Here is an 18,217-nt window from a genome sequence, read left to right on the forward strand (position 1 = left end):
CCCGGCGAGAAGAAGGTGACCATGACGTTCGAAGACCCGGCCCCCCGAGTCCCCCGGCCCCGTTCCCGTTCCGGCTCCCCCGGCCCGTCAGAAGCCGCCGGAGCGCTGGCCCGGGAGTCGGCGGCGTTCCCGCCGCTGCGGGGCGGCGCGGTACCGGTCGCCCAGGAGCGGTGGGAGCGGCTGGTCAGCGCCGTGACCGTGCCCGAGGCCCCGGACGAGGTCTGGACCGCCCTGACCGACCCGGAGCGGGTGGCCCGCTGGCTGGCGGTGTGCCGGGGCCCCTGGGCCACCGCCGGACAGGAGTCGATGCTGGACTTCGAGGACGGCGAGTTCTTCTGGTGCCGCACCCTCGACGCCACCGCGCCGGAGGCCGGCCGTCCCGGGGTGCTGAGGCTGTTGTGGCGCTGGGTGGGGGTGGGCCCCGCCACCTCGGTCACCTGGACGCTCACCCCGGGGGACGGCGGCGGCACCACCGTCACGGTCGTCGAGGAGGCCGGGAACCCCCCGTCGGACTGGCGCTCGTGGAACGGGATGGGCTGGCCCGGCATCCTCGACCAGCTCGCGGCCCATCTGCGGACCGGCACCACCTGGCGGTGGCCCTGGCGGCGGGTCGGCCCGTACCTCCAGATCCCCCTGCCCGTCCCGGCGTTCCGGGCCTGGGGGGAACTCACCGGCCCGGCCGGGGTGCAGCACTGGTTGCAGCGGTCCACCGGCTCCCTGGCGGCGGGCGAGGAGCTCACCCTGGTGATGGGGGACGCCAGCGGGACCGTGCGGATGCGGGTCACCCGGATGGTGGACGCCGCCCAGGAGTTCCCCTCCTACCTGCCGTACCTGGAGTTCGAGCTGAGCCGCCCCGCGTGGCCGGCGGCGCTCGGGGGACGGCTGTGGATCGAACCCGCCGCACTGGACTCCTCCCTGCTCCAGGTCTGCCACTTCGGCTGGGAGAACCTGGACGTCCCCGACCCGGTCTCCGAGCGCGTCCTGCTCACCGGCTTCTGGACGGCGGCGGCGGGCCGCGCCCAGGCCCTTCTCCTCCCGCAGGGCCCGCCCGTGACCGGCCCGCACGGCTGGTCGGTCACGGGCGCCACGGTTCCGGACCCGTACTCGGGCACGGGCACGGGCACGGTCACCGGGACCGGTCCGGAGCCGGTCACCGGGACGGGGCCCGGGCGGGGAGGGGAGGCCGCCCCCGGGGCGGCGCCGGACCCCGACCCCGCGGCCGTCGGGGAGTTCCTCGACCGGGCGGTCACCGACCTGGGCGCCGCCATGACCGGGGTGCTCTGTTCCCTGGGGGTGGAGCTCGGGCTGTTCGCCGCGCTGGGCCGGGGCGGTCCGGCCGGCGCCGCCGAGCTCGCGGAGCGGACGTCCCTGGCGGAACGCCCCCTGCTGGAATGGCTGCGGGGGCTGACCAGCGCCGGGTACCTCACCCACGACCGCGCCACGGACCGGTTCGCCCTGCCCCCGGCCCACGCGGCGGTCCTGGCCTTCGAGGACTCCCCCTTCCACCTGGGCCCCGGGTACGGGCTGCTCCCCCCGCTGGCGTCCGTCGTCGAGGAGGTCGCCGCGAGCTTCCGCACCGGCCGGGGCGTCCCCCGCGCCGCCTACCCGGAGCGGTTGTTCACCGCGATGGAACGGATGAGCGCGACCTGGCTGGACACCCGGCTGACCACCGAGTGGATACCGGCCGTCGAGGGACTGACGGCCGCGCTGGAGGAGGGCGGTCCGGTGGTCGACGTCGGCTGCGGCGGCGGTCGCGCGCTGGTGGCGATGGCCCGGGCCCACCCGAACTGCCGCTTCCTCGGCTACGACCCGCATCCGCCGAACGCGCGCCGCGCCCGGGCGGCGGTCGGCGCCGCGCGGCTGGACGACCGGGTGTCCGTCGAGGAGTCCGACGCGCTCACCGCGCTGACCTCCCGGGACGGCACCGCCGGAGCACCCCTGCGGCTGGTGACGATGTTCGACGTGCTGCACGACGCCGCCGCCCCGGAGGAGTTGCTCCGCGCGGCGCGCGGGGCGCTGGCGCCGGACGGGGTGCTGCTGGTCCTCGAATCCCGGTCGGCGGACGATCCCGCCGACAACACCGGCCCGCGCTCCACCACCCTGTACGCCACCAGCACCCTGTACTGCCTGCCGACCGCCCTCGCCGACGGCGCGCCGGGGCTCGGCACGCTCGGACTGCCCCCCGCCGAGATCCTCCGGCTGGCCACGGCCGCGGGGTTCGGCCGGGTGGAACCGGTGCCGACGGCGCACCCGTTCACCACCCTGTTCGCGCTGCGTCCCTGACCCGGGCCACGGCACACCGGTGTGACGACAGGCCCGGCACGACCGATCCGGGAGGACCGAACCGCCATGACCGAAGACGACGGAGTCCGGCCGGAGGGCGACCCCTTCGCCCGGCTGCTCGCGCTCAAGGACACCATGACCCCCTGGGCGCTGCGCGCCGTGGTGACCCTCGGCGTTCCCGACCTGCTCGCGGACGGGGCGGTCGGGGTCGACGTCCTCGCCGACCGGACGGGCACCGTGCCGGACGCGCTCCACCGGGTGCTGCGCCTGCTGGCGCGCCGGGGCGTCCTCACGGAACCGGCGCCCGGCGCGTTCGGGCCCACCGGACTCTCCCGGCTGCTCCAGTCCGGCCATCCGATGAGCATGCGCCCCTGGCTCGATCTGGACGGCGGGGTGGCCCACGGCGACCGGGCCTGCGTCCATCTGCTGGACGCCCTGCGCACCGGGGGCCCGGTGCACGCGCTCGCCCACGGCCGACCCGTCTGGGAGGACCTCGCCGCCCACCCGGAGCGCGCGGCGGCGTTCGACGCGGCGATGGCCCAGCGTTCCTCCTGGATCGCCGCGGACGTCGCCACCGGGTTCGACTGGTCGGCCGTCCGCCACGTGGTGGACGTCGGCGGGGGGACCGGGACCGTCCTCGCCGAGGTGCTGCGCGCCCACCCGTCGCTGACGGGGACGCTGCTGGACCGCGAGCCGACCGTGGCGGCGGGACGGCGGGCCTGGGGGGACACGGAGCCCGGACGGCGGTGCGCCTTCACCGGCGGCAGCTTCTTCGACCCGCTGCCGGGCGCGGACGTGTGCCTGCTGGTGAACGTGGTGCACGACTGGCCCGACGAGCACGCGGCGGCCATCCTCCGCCGGTGCGCGGAGGCGGTCGGTCCGGGAGGGCGGGTGCTGATCGTGGAGAGCCTCCTCGACGACACGGCGGGCTCGGCGGGACCGGCCGAACTCGACCTGGTCATGATGCTGGTGTACGGCGGCCGGGAGCGTGGGACGGAACAGTTCCGCGCGCTCGCCGGACGGGCCGGGCTGGTCCTCGGTCCGGTGTCCAGGACCGCGCGGGGGCTGGCCCTCATGGTCTGCTCCTGACCCGTGGGTCCAGCACCGCCCTCGCGCGCGTCGGCCCCGGTGAGCGCGCGGACCGCTAAGTGATCCGGGAGGAACCAACGGTTCCGGAGCCCGTTGCCCGCCGGGACGGCGTGGCGGGGAACGGGCCTCGGGCGGACGGCACGGACCGGACCGGCGGGCGGGCGGGCAAGCGGTCAGGCGAGTTGCTCCGCCGGGCGCAGCAGCACCTCGTTGACGGCCATGTGCCGGGGGCGGGTGACCACGTGGCAGATCGTCTCGGCCACGTCCGCCGGGTCCAGCGGGGTGCCGGGGTCGAAGTCCCCGGCGAGCCGGGCGAGGACGTCGGGGCGGGAGTGGAAGGGCAGTTCGGTGGCGACGAAGCCGGGCTCGATCACCGCGACCCGCACGTGTCGGCGGGCGACCTCCTGGCGCAGGGACTCGCTGAACGCGTTGACCCCCGACTTGGCGGCGTTGTAGACGGCGGTGTTGGGCGTCGCGATCCGGCCCCCGACCGAGCTGACGTTGACGAGGTCCGCGACCTCGCGGGGCGCGCTCGCGGCGGCGCGCAGCAGATGGGGCAGGGCGGCGCGGGTGACGAGCGCGACGCCCAGCAGGTTGAGGCGCACCATGCGCTCCCACTCCTCGGTGGGCGCGTCCTCGACGGGGCCGAGCAGCAGGACGCCCGCGTTGTTCACCACGATGTCGAGCCGTCCGGCCCGGGCGACCGCGCTCTCCACGGCGGCCGTCGCGCCCGGTTCGCCGCTGACGTCCGCCTCCACCACCAGGGCGGTACCGCCCCGGGCCGTGATGTCCCGAGCCACCGCTTCGAGGCGGTCCCGGCGGCGGGCCGCCAGCGTCACCACCGCTCCCCGGGCGGCCAGGGCCCGGGCGACGGCCGCTCCGATGCCGCTGGAGGCGCCGGTCACCAGGGCCGCCGTCCCGGCGAGTTCCGTGGTCGGGGGGTTCGCGGCGACGGGTTGCGGGGCGGGGCGCGGGGCCGGTGTTCCGGAGGTCATGGGGACGTCCCTTCTCCTGGCTGCGGCTGGTGGGGCCCGCGGACGCGGCCCGTCTCCCCCGCGCCCGGGCGGCGGGGTCAGTCGGAGACCGCTCCGGTGGGCACGGAGGGCGTGGAGGACGTGGCGGGGCGGCGCGGCGCGTCGACCAGGCCGAGGAACTCCACGCACCGCTGGACGGCGTCCGGTTCGCCGTCGATGCGCAGCCGTCCCGAGAGCAGCGCCTCGAACGGGGTGCGCATCTCGGCGCCGATCCGGACGAAGGTCTCCGCGTCGGTGGTCACCACCAGCGCGGGTCCGGTGGCGGCCCCCCGGCGGGTGACGGCGGCGCCGTCACGCACCTCGATGTGGAAGACCTCCTCGGCCACGCGGAACTCGTAGCTCTCGGCCACGGCGGGCACCCGTCGGCCGTTGATCATCGATTGGACGGCGAGGAAGCCCCAGGAGGCCCGGGTGGCCCCGCCGACCGCGTCCTCCTCGGTCAGGAAGGGCATGCCCCAGCGGGCGAGCGCCAGTACCGGTTCCCGCAGTTCCTCGCCGCGCGGGGTGAGCCGGTACCGCTTGCCCCGGCCGTCGCCGCGCACCCCGGACGCCTCGATGACCCCGTGCTCGGTGAGGGCACGCAGCCGGTCCGAGAGCAGATTGGGGCCGAGACCGGGCAGGTTGGCCAGGATCTCGTTGAACCGGGCCGGGCCGATGAGCAGTTCGCGCACGATCAGGAGGGCCCAGCGTTCCCCGATGACGTTCAACCCGGCAGCGAGTCCGCAGAACTGGGCGTAGTTCCGCTTACCTGTCATGACACGTCCTCAGTATCCACGCGGAGTCACTACCATTCATAGTAGCAATATCGGTCATCCCGCTCCAGGTCGAAGGGGTCGGCGGACGGGCCGGGCGCCGCTTTCCGGCCGTCCGGGCGCCCCCGTCGTTCCGGCGCGCTCGTGCCCCCTCGTGAGCAACCTGAGAGAAGGCCGGTGTCCGCGCGGCGCCCTAGAGTCGAGCAGCCACCCGCCGCGCGGCCCACGGCGCGCGGCCCGGTCACGATTCCCTCGGGGAGGCGCGTGTGAGCGAGGTGACGGACACGGAGGCGTTCGCGGCCCGTTTCCTGGGCGACATGAGCGGGGGCCTGGTCAGCGTGGTGTGCGCGCTGGGGGACGAGCTGGGGCTCTTCCGGGAGCTGGCCGTCCACGGCCCGACCGACGGCGCGGGGCTGGCCGCCCGCACCGGACTGGACGAACGGTACGTCCGCGAATGGCTGCTCTGTCTGTCCAGCGCCGGCTATCTGACGGTCGACGGGACGGCGGCGGAGGGCCGGGAGTCGTTCGCGCTCCCCGCCGCGCACGCCGCGGTGCTGGCGGACGAGAGGTCGCCGTTCTTCCTCGGGGGCGCGGCCCGGCTGGTCCCGGCCCTGGCGGCGGTGTTCGACGCGGTGGCCGGGGCGTTCCGCTCGGGCGCCGGTCTGGAGCCCGAGCGCTATCCGGACGCGCTGTACCGGACGATGTGGCGGATGAGTTCCAGCTGGCTGGACACCCTGCTGCTGCCGCACTGGGTCCCGGCCGTGGACGGCCTGGCCGGGGCCCTGACGGCCGGGACCCGCGTCGCCCACGTCGGCAGCGGCTGCGGCCGGGCGCTCGTCCTGCTCGCGGAGGCGTTCCCCCGCTCCCGGTTCACCGGCTACGACCGGCTGCGGCTGAACGTGGACCGGGCCCGTCGGGACGCGGAGCGGGCCGGGGTGGCGGACCGGGTGGACTTCGTCGAGGCCGACGTCCGGGACGCGCTCTCCGGGGAACACGGGCTGATCATGGCCTTCGACGTGCTGCACGACGCCCCCGACCCCGGCGCGGTCCTGCGGGCGGTGCGGGAGGCGCTCTCCCCCGACGGGGTGTTCCTGCTGCTGGAGAGCAACGGCGTGGACCGTCCCGCCGACAACGCCGGCCCCGGCGCGGCCCTGTTGTACGGGGCGAGCGTGCTGTACAGCGTGCCGGTCGAGCGGGCCGCCCGGGGCGCCGTCCTCGGCATGATGGGGCTGACCTCCACGGCGCTGCGCGCGCTGTGCGAGGAGGCCGGTCTGCGCTCGGTGCGGTCCCTGCCCAGCCCCACGCCCTTCAACGCGCTGTACGAGATCCGCCGCTGACGTCCGGCGCCACGGTCCGGTACCCACCGGCCGTGGGCCCGTGAGAGGGGAGACCCGGTGACAGAGCACACGGCAGGAGGCCGCCCGGGGCCGGGAGCCGGGGAGTTCGCCGCGCAACGCGTGGTGTGGCGGGCCGCCGACGAGGAGGAGCTGGCCGGGTTCGAGACGGCCTCCGTGACGGTGCCCGTGGACCACGCCCGGCCGTCGGGCCCCACCCTCGGCCTCGCGCTGGCCCGGCGTCCGGCCGGGTCCCCGGCGGGTCGGCGGGGGGTCCTGCTGATCGGCCCCGACGACCCCGGCAACCGGGGCACGCTGCTGGTGCCCCGGTTGGCCCGGACGCTGCCCGCCGACGTCCTCGACGCCTACGACCTGGTGGGGTTCGACCACCGGTTCAGCGGTCGCAGCGCGCCCCTGAGCTGCGGGCTCACCCCCGAGCAGTGGCTGTGGATCTTCCACCGTCCCGAGGACGCCGACACCGAGGCGCGTTTCCAGCGCGAGGTGGTGGAGCGCTGCTTCCGGGAGGCGGGGGACGTCCTGCCGCATGTGACGTCCCGGAACATCGCCCGGGACATGGAGGTGATCCGCGGCGCGCTCGGCGAGGAACGCGTCTCCTACCTCGGCTACTCCTACGGCACCTACCTGGGAGCCGTGTGGACCCAGATGTTCGGCGAACACGCCGACCGGGTCGTCCTCGACAGCGTCATCGACCCCCGGGCCGTGTGGCGGCCGATGTTCCTCGACTACGCGGTGAGCTGCGAGCGCGTCCTGGGGCGGTGGACGGGGTGGGCCGCCCGGCGCCACGGCGCGCTCGGCCTGGGGGCCACCGGCCCGCTGGTGCGCGCCGCGCTCGACCGGCTGGTGGCGTCGGCGGACCGGGCGCCGGTGCCGGTCGCCGGGCTGCCCGTGGACGGCACCCTGCTGCGGCTGTTCACCATGGTGCTGCTCAGCGACGACCGTGCCTGGGACGTCCTCGCCGAGATCCTGCGGGCCGCCGTGCACGGCGACGAGGCGGCCCCGTCGGCGGTGGGCGCGCTCGGGGCCCTGTTCGGGCGGGGCAAGGAGGAGAGCGGCGCGGTGGCGCAACTGGCGGTCCTGTGCGCCGACGCCGCCTGGCCCCGGGGGCTCGGACGCTACCGGCGGGACCTGGTGGAGCACGGGGGACGGCATCCGTTCATCGGTCCCGCGATGGCCGGTCCCAAGGCGGGGGCCTTCTGGCCGCTGCCGCCCCGGGAGCCCGTCACCGCCTTCGGCGCCGGCAACCGCGCGGAGAGCGTCCTGCTGGTGCGTTCGGCACGGGACATGTTCACCCCGGCCCGGGGCGCCGCGCGGCTGCGGGAGCTGCTCCCGCACAACACCCGGCTGGTCACCCTGGACGACCCCGGGCCGCACCACCGGGTCTTCCCCTTCCGGGGCGACCCCGGGGTCGACGGGGCGGCCACCGCGTACCTGCTCACCGGGAAGCTCCCGGAGACCGATCTGGTGCTGGCCGGGGCGCGGTCCCCCGGGGACGCGGACGCGCCGCCCCCGCCGGATCCGGGGTCCGGGGGCCCGGCGCGGGAGGGGAGGGCGTGGTGAGCGGGGTACGGGCGAACGCCCTGAGCGGCTTCCGGTCGCAGTCGCTGACCTGGACGGAGCCCGACGAGGAGGCGCTCGCCGGGCTGGAGTGCGCCCGGCTGAGCGTGCCGCTGGACTACGCACGGCCGGACGGGCGGACCCTGACGCTCGGTCTGGTCCGGCGCCGGGCGGGCGTGCCGGAGCGACGGCGCGGAGTGCTGTTGGTCGGGCCGGGGGACGACCTGGGCAACCGGGGGACCCTGCTGGGGGCGCAACTGGCCCGGGCGCTGCCCCGGGAGGTGCTCGACCGGTACGACCTGGTCGCCTTCGACCACCGGTTCATGGGACGCAGCAGCCCGGTGGTGTGCGGGCTGGAGCCCGAGGAGCGGTTCTGGGTCTTCCACCACCCCCGGGACTTCGACCACGAGGTGCGGTTCCAGGCCAATGTGGCGGCGAAGGCGGCCGAGCACGCCCTGGACGTCCTTCCGTACGCCAGCTCCCGGAACATCGCCCGGGACATGGAGGTGATCCGCGGCGCGCTCGGCGAGGAACGGATCTCCTACCTCGGCTACTCCTACGGCACCTACCTGGGAGCCGTGTGGACCCAGATGTTCGGCGAACACGCCGACCGGGTCGTCCTCGACAGTCTCTGCAGCCCCGACTGGGTGTGGCGCGGGCTGTTCACCGACTTCCCGCCCAACGGCGAGCGGGCCCTGAACCGCTGGGCCCGCTGGGCCGGTGCCCACCACGACACGCTCCACCTGGGCGACACCGCCGACCGGGTGCGGGCCGCGTACGACCGGCTGCTGGCCCGGGCGGACGGCGGCGGGCAGGTGGCGGTGGCGGGGTTCCCGCTGGACCGCACCCTGGTCCGGCTGCTGGTGGTGGGGATGCTCAACAGCGACCGCAACTACGGCTTCCTCGGCGACGTGGTCCGTGCCGCCGTGCACGGCGGTCCCCTGGAACCGGACACCGCGGCCTTCCTCGCCGCCATGTTCGGCGAGCCGAAGGAGGAGAGCGGCACCGTCGCCCAGATGGCCGTCCTCGCGGGCGACTGGGCGTGGCCCCGGAACCTGGACGGCTACCAGCGGGACATGGAACGGGCCGCGCGCGCACACCCGTTCACCGGGGCGGCCCTGGCGGGCGTCAAGGCGACCTCCTTCTGGCCGGTGCCGCCCGCCGAACCGGTGACCCGGCTCGGAGCGGACAACCCGGCGCGGAGCGTCCTGCTGGTGCAGGCCGCGGAGGACATGTCGACGCCGCTCGCCGCCGCGCTGCGGATGCGGGAGACCCTGGGCCCCCGCTCCCGGCTGGTCACCCTGGACGCCACCGCGCACCACCGGGTCTTCCCGTTCTACGAGGACCCGGGCATCGACCGGCTCGTGACCGCGTACCTCGTGGACGGGACGCTGCCCCCGTCCGACCTCGTCCTGAGCCCGTCCGGGGCCGCCGGTCCCGGGGCCGGGCGGGACGGGGCGCGCGCGAGCCGTCCGTGAGACGCACCGCCCGGCCCACCGACCGTCCACGACCGAGGGGGACCACGACATGTCCGATCCACGGCCCACGGCCCACGAGGTGTACGGCGACGCGGCGCGGACCGATCCGTACCCCGTCTACCGGCGACTGCGCGAGCGGGCGCCGGTCCATCGGATACACGATCCCAACGGCATCGAGCACTGGCTGGTCACCCGCTACGAGGACGCCCGGGCGGCACTCGCCGACGGCCGGCTGTCCCGTGATCCGAAGCACGCCTGGGAGGCGCTGCGGCGGTCCGGGCTGTACCAGGAGGGGGACGAGGGGTCGGAGCCGCACATGCTCAACAGCGACCCGCCCGACCACACCCGGCTGCGCAGGCTGGTCAGCAAGGCGTTCACCCCGCGCCGGGTGGAGGCCATGCGGCCCCGGGTCCAGCGGATCACCGACGACCTCCTCGACGCCGTCGCCCCGCTGGGCACCGCCGACCTGATCACGGCGCTGGCGTTCCCGCTGCCGATCACCGTCATCTGCGAGCTGCTGGGGGTGCCGACCGGGGACCGGGACCGGTTCCGGGTCTGGAGCACCGCCGCGCTGACGCCCACCTACGAGGAGGGCGCGGCGATGGCTCCGCACGAGGCGAACCGGCTGCTGCGCGCGTACTTCACCGACCTGGTGGCCGACAAGCGCCGCGCGGCGCTCACCGGCGCGGCCGGGGGCGACGAGGACGCGCAGCCGGATCTGCTGAGCGCCCTGATCGTGGCCTCGGCGGACGGCGGACGGCTGACCGAGCGGGAACTCGTCTCCACCGCGGGGCTGCTGCTGGTCGCCGGGCACGAGACCACCGTGAACCTCATCGGCAACGGGGTGCTGGCCCTGCTGCGCCATCCGGAGCAGTCGCGGCTGCTCCGGTCCCGTCCGGAACTGCTTCCTGGGGCGGTCGAGGAGTTCCTGCGCTACGACGGGCCGGTGGAGCGGGCGATGCTCCGGGTCGCCACCGAGGACCTGGAGATCGGCGGGACGCCGGTGCCCAAGGGCGCCATCGTGACCGTGGGCGTGGCGTCCGCCCACCGCGACCCGGAGCGCTACCCGGACCCGGACCGGCTGGACATCACCCGGGGCGACCGCTCCCATCTGGGGTTCGGGCACGGAATCCACTTCTGCACCGGCGCCCCGGTCTCCCGCATGGAGGGGCAGATCGCGATCGGCACCCTGCTGCGACGGTTTCCCGACCTCGCGCTGGACTGCCCCGTGGAGGAACTGCGCTGGCGCCCCACGGGGGTGCTGCGGGGGCTGGAGGCCCTGCCGGTGCGCTTCACGCCCACCCCCTGAGCGGTGCGCGGCGGCCCTTGAGCGGTGTGCGGCGGCGCGGCCCGGTGACCGGGCCGCGCCGCCGTCGGACGTCCGTTCACCGCAGGAAGTCCCGGGCGGGGTTGGCGCGCGGATACCGCCTGACGTACTCCAGGTAACGGCCCAGGGCGCGGTCACTGACGGTCAGCAGCCCGGGGCGGAACCGCATGGTCAGCAGGACGGGGGCGTCGTCGGCGAGCATGCCCATCATCAGTTCCGTGGCCCGGTCGAGGAACGCCCCGGCCTCCTCCTGCCCGTCGTCCCCGCGCGCGCCGAGGACGAAGACGGGCCGGGACACCCCGGGCCGCACCGGACGCAGCGCGGTGATCCAGAAGAACCAGCGGCCGTCGAGGGTGCCGGTCTGCCAGAAGACGTTGGTGCCGTGGATGTCGACCCTGAGGTCGAGCCGTCGTCCGTCGGGCAGTCCGAGGCGCAGGGGGTACCCCATCGAGTGCGCGGTGGCGGTCACCGCGCCGGTCGGGTCCTCCTCCAGGGTGAACTCGTGCTGGAGGAGGAAGTGCTGGAGGTCCATGGTCTGGGCCGCCACCAGCCAGGGGTCGACCGGAGCTTCGTCCAGCACCATATGACGGATCGTCAGTTCGCTTTCCGGGTGAGGCAGTCCGGGGAGGTCGAAGAGCGGGCGTTCCCCGTTGAACGCCCACACCACCCCGAACCGCTCCACCACCGGAAACCGGAACAACCGCGCACCCGACGGCACCGGATCACCGATCCCCGTCCCCACACACACCCCACCACCGTCGTACTCCCACCCATGAAACCGACACCTCAACCGCTCCCCCACCACCTCACCCACCGACAGATCCGCCCCCACATGCACGCAATACGCACTCACCACCCGAGCCACCCCACCCCCCACACCACGGAACACCACCACCCGACCCCCCAGAAACTCCACCCCCACCAACGAACCCCCCACCAACTCACCCGACAAACACAACGGAAACCAACTCTGGCTGTACACCCCGCCCTCACCCTCACCCGGCACGGGACGTCCGAGCGGACGGCGGACCACGTCCCCGGCCGGACGGGCGGCACCACCGTCCGGCACCGGAGCGGCGGGCGGCGGGACGGCGGAGGCGGAGGGGCCGGACGGGGTGGCGGAACTGCCGGACGCGGTCATCTCGACTCCCTGGAGGGGACGGGTCTCAGGTGAGGAACTCGCGCGCGGGGTTGGCGCGCGGATAGCGTCTGACGTAGTCCAGGTACCGGCCCAGGGCGCGGTCACTGGCGGTGAGCAGCCCGGGGCGGAACCGGATGGTGCCCAGGACCGGCTTGTCGTCGTCGAAGAGGCCCATCATCACCGCGGCGGCGCGGTCGAGAAACGCCTCGGTCCCCTCCGGGTCCCCGCCCTCCGCACGGCGCGCCCCGAACACGAAGGTGGCCCGGGAACGGCCGGGACCCGGGACGTTCAGCGGGGCGATCCAGAAGAACCAGCGGCCGTCGAGGGTGCCGGTCTGCCAGAAGACGTTGGTGCCGTGGATGTCCACGTCGACGTGGAACCGCGAACCGTCCCGCAGCCGGGCCCGCAGGTCGAACCCGATGGAGTAGGGGTGGACGCGCACCGAGGCGTCGGGGTCCTCCTCCAGGGTGAAGTCGTGCGGAAGGGAGAGGTGCTGGAGGTCCATGGTGTGGGCCTGGACCAGCCACGGCTCGACGGGCATCTCGTCCAGGACCGACCGCCGGACCACCAGCTCGTCCTCGGGATAGGGGAGTTCGGGGAGGTCGAAGAGCGGGCGCTCCCCGTTGAACGCCCACACCACCCCGAACCGCTCCACCACCGGAAACCGGAACAACCGCGCACCCGACGGCACCGGATCACCGATCCCCGTCCCCACACACACCCCACCACCGTCGTACTCCCACCCATGAAACCGACACCTCAACCGCTCCCCCACCACCTCACCCACCGACAGATCCGCCCCCACATGCACGCAATACGCACTCACCACCCGAGCCACCCCACCCCCCACACCACGGAACACCACCACCCGACCCCCCAGAAACTCCACCCCCACCAACGAACCCCCCACCAACTCACCCGACAAACACAACGGAAACCAACTCTGGCTGTACACCCCACCCTCACCCTCACCCGGCACGGGAGGAACGGTCTCCCTGCGGGGCGGCCCGCCGGGGGACGGGATTCCGGAACGGTGGAGCCCTGTCATCTTCGCTCCCCTCCCGCCCATGGGGGCGGACCATGGTCATGAACTTCCCTGTTCCCCGCGAAATTGTTCGCCCGAATTCCCCGGAGCGTCAACCCTTTTCCCGGGCCCGTATCGCACAGCAATCTGCGAGAAGTCGGGGAAAGGGCTCCCGGATACCCTCGTCGAAACGGCTCGCGCCCCACCACGAACCACGACTCGCGGAAGGAACCGGCATGCCCGACCACGGGAACGCCCCCTCCGACGCGCCGACGGCCGCCAACAAGGCCGTGGTGCGGGGGTTGATCGACGCGTGGAACAGCGGGGACCCCGCGGCGATGGCGCGGTACTGGTCACCGGAGATGGTCCACCACGGCCGGGACGGCCGTCCGATGCCCGCCGATGAGGTGCTCGCGGAGATGACCAGGCTGACCCGCGCCTTCCCCGACCTGCGCCTGACGGTGCACAGCCTGGTCGCGGAGGGCGACCTGGTGTCCAGCCGGATCACCGTGGAGGGCACCCACCTGGGCGAGTACCTGGGGCTGCCGCCCACCGGACGGACCGTGCGCTGCGCGCTGCTCGGCCAGTTGCGGATCGTGTCGGGCGCGGTGGTCGAGCACTGGGGCGTGGCCGACGGGCTGCATCTGCTGGAGCAACTCGGGCTGCTGCCCGGCGACCTCCTCCGGGCCACCGCCTAGAACCCGCCGCCTGTCGTCCCGTCGTTGCCGAAATCACTTCTGGGAGTCGACACCATGACGGAGGAAGAAATCACGGGAGAACGGAAATCCGCGTACGAGGAAACCGTGCGCAGATTCCGTCGCGCCGTTCTCTTCACACATGACTACTCGGTGATCGAAGACGTTCTCGCACCGGAATTCGTCGACCATTTCGCCCCACCCTGGGACCCACCGGGCCGGGAGGGCGTGACGCACCGGTTCGGCCAGGCCGCCGACGCGCTGACCACCCGTCGGGTGGAGGTCGTGGTCTCGGTCTGCGAGGGGGACGTCCTGGCCCAGGCGATCAGACTCCACTTCGAGCACACCGGGGAGTTCATGGGCCTGCCGCCCACGGGCCGCTCCTTCGCGATAGGCGGCTCCAACACCTTCCGGTTCCGGGACGGCCGGATCGCGGAGCACTGGGGGGTGTTCGACGTCGCCAAGATCCCGGACCTGCTCTCCCCCGCGCCCGGCCCGGAAGGGGGCTGGAGCTCCATGTGGGAGCCCGGGAGCCACACCGGTCCGGGGCCGGGGTGAGGCCCCTGCGCGCACTGGTCGTCGGGGCGGGACCCGCCGGACTGGCGACCGCCGTCCTGCTGCGCCGCGCCGGTGTGGAGACCCGGGTCCACGAGGGCGCGGAGGGACCCGGAACCGGTGGCGGGGCGCTGACCCTGTGGCCGAACGCGTTCACCGCGCTGGAGGCGGTCGGCGTCGCCGACGCCGTGCGCTCCCGTGGCGAGCCCGCCGCCGGGCTCGCGATGCGCACGGCCCACGGGAGCACCCTGGGGTACACCTCCCGGCGGGCCCTGGAGGCCCGGTGCGGGGGCACCGGACGGGCGCTGCTGCGGGCGGACCTGCTCGACGTGCTGTACGACGCCTACGGGGAGGGGAACGTCCGGTTCGGGGACCGCTGCGTGGGCGTCCGCCAGGAGCGCGGGACCGTCGTGGCCCGGTTCGCGGACGGCCGGGAGGCGGAGGGCGATCTCCTGATCGGCGCGGACGGCATCCGGTCACGGGTGCGCGCGGCGCTCTTCGGCGGGGACGACCTGCGCCACCACGGCTACGCGGTGACCCGGGGTCTGGCCAGGATCGCCCACCGGGACCATCCGGCCCTGCTCTCCCTGGGCGCGGGAGGGCAGTTCGGCCTCTTCCCGCTGCCCGGCGAGCTGATGTACTGGTTCGCGGCCTTCGCCGCGCCGGAGCGGAACCGCGCGGTCCGCGCGGACGCCCTCGGACGGCTCCCCTTCCTGGCCGAACGGTTCGGCGACTGGCACGACCCCGTGCCGCGCGTCCTGGGGGCCACCGACCCGGCGGACGTCATCGTGACGGACGTCCACGACCGGCGTCCGCTGCGCCGCTGGGGGACGGGGGCGGTGACCCTGGTCGGGGACGCCGCGCACCCGAGCGCCCCGGCACTGGGGCAGGGCACCTGCCAGGCGTTCGAGGACGCGGTGGTCCTCGCCCGCCACCTCGTCGGCGTCACCGGCGCCACAGCCGTTCCGGAGGCCCTGCGCGGTTACGCCGCACGCCGTCGGCGGCGGGCCCACCTCGTCGCCCGGCGGTCCCGCCGGATGGGCCGCGCGGGTCAGTGGCGCTCCCCCCTGGCCCGCGCGGTGCGCGACGGGCTGATCCGGGCGGTGCCGTCGTCGGCTCAGGAACGTTCACTGCGCGCCGTGTTCACCTTCGACCCCCGCTGACCGCCCGGACGACGAGCGGTCCGGCCGACCGGACCGCACACCAGCCACCAGGAGGAGCAATGGACGACTCGGGCCACGCGGACCGGGCGCGGAACGTCCCCGGGGCCACCGGCGGCCCCCCGGCCCCGGGAGGTCCACCACCACGCCGGGGAGTGCCCCGGTACCGGCTCCTCGCCCGGCTGGGCGCGCTCTCGCTGGCCGTGCTGATCGAGACGGGGGTGACCCTTCCGGCCCTGGCCGCCGTCCGGGTCGCCCGGGGCCGGGAGGCCGCCCGCCGGTTCCTGTACCGCCGGCTGACCCGGCGCGTCCAGGCGCTCGGACCGACGTTCGTGAAGTTCGCCCAGATCGCGGGCGCGCGCCGGGACGTGCTTCCCGGAGCGCTGTGCGATGAGTTGTCCACGTTGCACGACTCGGTCCGGCCCCTCGGCGCCCGGCGGGCGCGGCGGGCGTGGCGGGAGGCGTACGGACGGCCGGTGCCGCCGTTCCTGTCCGGGCCCGGGCCGGTGCCGGTGGCCGGGGGCAGCATCGCCTGTGTCTACCGGGGGGTGCTGCGCGACGGCCGGGTCGTCGCGCTGAAGCTCAAACGCCCCGGGATCGACGGGGTGATGCGCGCGGATCTGACGCTGATCCGCTGGTTGGTGCGCCGGTGCGAGCGGCTCCCCCGGCTGCGGGGGATGCCGATGGCGGATCTCGTCGGGTACGTCAGCGAGGCGGTCCTGGGACAGCTCGACCTCGGCCGCGAGGCGGTGAACGTCGTCCGGCTCCGCGAGAACCTGGCGGACGTGCCTGACGTGGAGGTCCCCGCGCTCCACCCGGAGCTGTCGGTGCCGACCTGCCTGGTCTTCGACTTCGTGGAGGGGCTGGACCCCGGCACCCCCGCCACCCTGCCGCCCGCGCTACGGGCCCGGCTCGCCTCCGCGGTGCTGTCGGCGGCGCACAAGATGGTGTTCGTGGACGGGTTCGTGCACTGCGATCCCCACCCGGGCAACGTCTACCTCGTGCCCCGGGGCGGCGCCGTGATCCTCGACGCCGGTTACAGCGTCCAGTTGCCGGACCGGGTGAGGGAACTGATCGGCGGTTTCTTCGCCGCCCTGGCCTCCGGTGACGGTCGCCGCTGCGGGGAGATCATGCTGGCGAGCACGGTCGCCCCGGGGCCGGACCACGACCCGGAGGGCTTCGTCTCGGACGTCGCCGCGCTGGTCGGGCGGTCGACCGGGCCGGGCCGGACGTTCGACATGGCGTCCTTCGGCAACGGGGTCTTCGAGGTGCAGACCGCGCACCGCCTCTACGCCGCCTCCGACTTCGCCTTCCCGATCATGTCCCTGATGATCCTGGAGAGCACCGTCCGGGGTCTGTGGCCGGAGGCCGACTTCCAGCGGGTGGGCACGACGGCTCCCGGCCAGGGGCGCGTCTGAAACGTGCGCGCCAGAGGGGTGTCCGAAGCGGCACCCCTCTGGCCCTCTTCCGGACCGTGCCGGGACCGCGTGCGGCCGGGCGAGGGGGAGCGGAGTGGCCGTGACGGCGGGCCGGACCGGCCGCCCCGCCGGGGAGCGGAGCGGGACGGCCGGTGGTCTTCGCCGGAGCGGGCGGGGGTGGTCAGCCGTTCTGTTCGTAGGCGGCCCTCAACAGCGCCTCGACCTCCGCGTCCACCTCCCCCGGCGAGGTGAGCGCGACCTTGTGGGTGGCCTGGCCGGGGGCCTTCGCGGGGAGCAGCCGGGCGCTGGCGGGCGCGTCGGTGAACCGCAGACCGAGGTCCACCCGGGTACCGGTGGTGGGCTGCACGGCCGCGAACTGCCGGGCGCGCGCGAAGGCGACGTACGTGGCCCGGACCTCCCGGGTGACCCCGGTGTCGAGTCCGTTCGCCAGTTCCGCCACCCGGTCGTGGATGGGGCGCAGTCCGGCCTTCCGTCCGCCGTACTGCGCGTCGACCAGTTCCTCCTCGGTGGGCTCCACCCATCCGGCGCGGCGAGCCGCCTCCAGGCCGATGGCCCACTGGACGGGCTTGGTCAGACCGTGCTCGGTCCGCAGCCAGTTCCGTACGGCGTTCTGGTCCAACGGGTCGGTGCCGGAAGCGGTCACCAGGCCGATCCATTCGTCCGCGTCCCGGCCCGTCCGCTCGCGCAGCGTACCGGTCACCTTCTCCATCATCTCGTCGGGCTTCACCATGGCGCTCTCCTGCTCCTCCCGGCCGTCCGTCGTTCCGGACGGGGTCTGTTCTGGTCCGTGGTCGCGGGTGCGCGCCGGCCGCCCGGGGCGACCGGCGCGTCGGGGTCAGCCCGCGGGTTCGAGCAGGAAGAACTCGTTCCCGTCCGGGTCGCGGAAGGCGCCGTTCGCGCCGCCGAACGGCATCCGTTCCGGAGCGCGGGTGAATTCGACACCGCGCCGCACCAGTTCCCCGTGGGTCGCCGTGATGTCCTCGGTGACGAGCTGGATGTCCGTGAACCTCCCGATCTTTCCCTCCTCGTAGACGGGGAAGTCCTTGGTGCAGAGCACGATCCGGGTCTGGGAGCCGACGGGCGCGACCTCGACCCAGCGCATGGGGCCGAAGCTGCGGTCCTCCCGCAGCTCGAAGCCGAGGACGTTCACGTAGAAGTCGATCGCCTTGTCCTGGTCGTGGACGAAGACGTCGACCGTACCGATGTGAGAGATCACTTCTTCTCCTGATATATCGGGCTGACTGGGGTCATGAGGGGGCCGGAGCCACCGTGGAGGTGTGGTGCCGGGACGGGAGGGGCGGGTGCCGGGACGGGGGCCGGAGGCGGAGCGG

General features: G+C 74.5%; 16 protein-coding genes and 2 pseudogenes. 10 read left to right on the top strand and 8 right to left on the bottom strand.

All coding sequences use genetic code 11. The features are described from left to right. The first annotated feature begins 21 nt into the window (after nucleotides 1-21). Together ACVWNX_RS03010 and ACVWNX_RS03015 are read left to right on the top strand one after the other, a co-directional pair. A complete protein-coding gene (locus ACVWNX_RS03010) occupies nucleotides 22-2,283 on the top strand; it encodes a methyltransferase (protein WP_454412289.1) in 2,262 nt (753 codons plus the stop codon). A gap of 66 nt (nucleotides 2,284-2,349) precedes the next feature. Next, nucleotides 2,350-3,372 carry a methyltransferase gene (locus tag ACVWNX_RS03015; RefSeq protein WP_454412290.1) on the top strand — a complete coding sequence of 341 codons (1,023 nt, stop codon included), beginning with the start codon at nucleotides 2,350-2,352 and terminating at the stop codon, nucleotides 3,370-3,372. A gap of 173 nt (nucleotides 3,373-3,545) precedes the next feature. Here the strand turns inward: ACVWNX_RS03015 and ACVWNX_RS03020 are convergent, their stop codons facing one another. Next, nucleotides 3,546-4,367 (bottom strand): SDR family NAD(P)-dependent oxidoreductase, encoded by an 822-nt coding sequence (locus ACVWNX_RS03020; protein ID WP_454412291.1) that lies wholly within the window; start codon nucleotides 4,365-4,367, stop codon nucleotides 3,546-3,548. Between the two features lie 77 nt (nucleotides 4,368-4,444). Continuing rightward, a complete protein-coding gene (locus ACVWNX_RS03025) occupies nucleotides 4,445-5,161 on the bottom strand; it encodes a winged helix-turn-helix transcriptional regulator (RefSeq protein WP_454412292.1) in 717 nt (238 codons plus the stop codon). Between the two features lie 263 nt (nucleotides 5,162-5,424). Between ACVWNX_RS03025 and ACVWNX_RS03030 the strand changes: the two genes are divergently transcribed. The 4 genes from ACVWNX_RS03030 to ACVWNX_RS03045 are packed head-to-tail and all read left to right on the top strand — an operon-like array spanning nucleotide 5,425 to nucleotide 10,854. Further along, entirely contained in the window at nucleotides 5,425-6,495 is a 1,071-nt protein-coding gene (locus tag ACVWNX_RS03030) for a class I SAM-dependent methyltransferase (RefSeq protein ID WP_454412293.1), read from the top strand. 57 nt (nucleotides 6,496-6,552) lie between these two features. Continuing rightward, a complete protein-coding gene (locus tag ACVWNX_RS03035; RefSeq protein WP_454412294.1) occupies nucleotides 6,553-8,070 on the top strand; it encodes an alpha/beta fold hydrolase in 1,518 nt (505 codons plus the stop codon). Beyond that, nucleotides 8,067-9,545: an alpha/beta fold hydrolase gene (locus ACVWNX_RS03040; protein WP_454412295.1), complete on the top strand. Its 1,479-nt coding sequence runs from the start codon at nucleotides 8,067-8,069 to the stop codon at nucleotides 9,543-9,545. The genes ACVWNX_RS03035 and ACVWNX_RS03040 overlap by 4 nt, the downstream gene beginning before the upstream one ends. 49 nt (nucleotides 9,546-9,594) lie before the next feature. After that, nucleotides 9,595-10,854 (top strand): cytochrome P450 family protein, encoded by a 1,260-nt coding sequence (locus tag ACVWNX_RS03045; protein ID WP_454412296.1) that lies wholly within the window; start codon nucleotides 9,595-9,597, stop codon nucleotides 10,852-10,854. Between the two features lie 76 nt (nucleotides 10,855-10,930). Here ACVWNX_RS03045 and ACVWNX_RS03050 read toward each other — a convergent pair whose 3' ends face one another. From ACVWNX_RS03050 to ACVWNX_RS03065, 4 genes and pseudogenes are all read right to left on the bottom strand, one after another. Then, nucleotides 10,931-11,572: a hypothetical protein gene (locus ACVWNX_RS03050; RefSeq protein ID WP_454415052.1), complete on the bottom strand. Its 642-nt coding sequence runs from the start codon at nucleotides 11,570-11,572 to the stop codon at nucleotides 10,931-10,933. A gap of 48 nt (nucleotides 11,573-11,620) precedes the next feature. Beyond that, nucleotides 11,621-12,013: pseudogene (locus ACVWNX_RS03055) on the bottom strand (Rieske 2Fe-2S domain-containing protein); the annotation flags it as partial. Between the two features lie 25 nt (nucleotides 12,014-12,038). After that, nucleotides 12,039-12,686, bottom strand: coding sequence for a hypothetical protein (locus tag ACVWNX_RS03060; protein WP_454415053.1), 648 nt, complete (start codon nucleotides 12,684-12,686; stop codon nucleotides 12,039-12,041). A 48-nt stretch (nucleotides 12,687-12,734) separates the two neighbouring features. Further along, nucleotides 12,735-13,082 (bottom strand): annotated as a pseudogene (locus ACVWNX_RS03065) (Rieske 2Fe-2S domain-containing protein); the annotation flags it as partial. Between the two features lie 191 nt (nucleotides 13,083-13,273). Here ACVWNX_RS03065 and ACVWNX_RS03070 point away from each other — a divergent pair. Genes ACVWNX_RS03070 through ACVWNX_RS03085 form a run of 4 tightly spaced genes read left to right on the top strand, consistent with a single transcriptional unit; the run spans nucleotide 13,274 to nucleotide 16,865 of the window. After that, nucleotides 13,274-13,735: an ester cyclase gene (locus tag ACVWNX_RS03070; RefSeq protein ID WP_454412297.1), complete on the top strand. Its 462-nt coding sequence runs from the start codon at nucleotides 13,274-13,276 to the stop codon at nucleotides 13,733-13,735. A 54-nt stretch (nucleotides 13,736-13,789) separates the two neighbouring features. After that, nucleotides 13,790-14,290 carry an ester cyclase gene (locus ACVWNX_RS03075; protein ID WP_454412299.1) on the top strand — a complete coding sequence of 167 codons (501 nt, stop codon included), beginning with the start codon at nucleotides 13,790-13,792 and terminating at the stop codon, nucleotides 14,288-14,290. Then, a complete protein-coding gene (locus tag ACVWNX_RS03080; RefSeq protein ID WP_454412300.1) occupies nucleotides 14,287-15,450 on the top strand; it encodes an FAD-dependent monooxygenase in 1,164 nt (387 codons plus the stop codon). Before ACVWNX_RS03075 ends, ACVWNX_RS03080 begins: the two co-directional genes overlap by 4 nt. 59 nt (nucleotides 15,451-15,509) lie before the next feature. Next, nucleotides 15,510-16,865 (top strand): ABC1 kinase family protein, encoded by a 1,356-nt coding sequence (locus tag ACVWNX_RS03085; protein WP_454412301.1) that lies wholly within the window; start codon nucleotides 15,510-15,512, stop codon nucleotides 16,863-16,865. Nucleotides 16,866-17,046: 181 nt separating this feature from the next. Here ACVWNX_RS03085 and ACVWNX_RS03090 read toward each other — a convergent pair whose 3' ends face one another. Both ACVWNX_RS03090 and ACVWNX_RS03095 read right to left on the bottom strand, forming a co-directional pair. Next, nucleotides 17,047-17,616, bottom strand: coding sequence for a DUF5655 domain-containing protein (locus tag ACVWNX_RS03090; protein WP_454412302.1), 570 nt, complete (start codon nucleotides 17,614-17,616; stop codon nucleotides 17,047-17,049). A 105-nt stretch (nucleotides 17,617-17,721) separates the two neighbouring features. Then, complete coding sequence (locus tag ACVWNX_RS03095; protein ID WP_454412303.1) at nucleotides 17,722-18,102, bottom strand: VOC family protein; 381 nt, start codon at nucleotides 18,100-18,102, stop codon at nucleotides 17,722-17,724. Between the last annotated feature and the right edge of the window lie 115 nt (nucleotides 18,103-18,217).

It is taken from the genome of Streptomyces sp. JNUCC 64 (assembly GCF_054484115.1).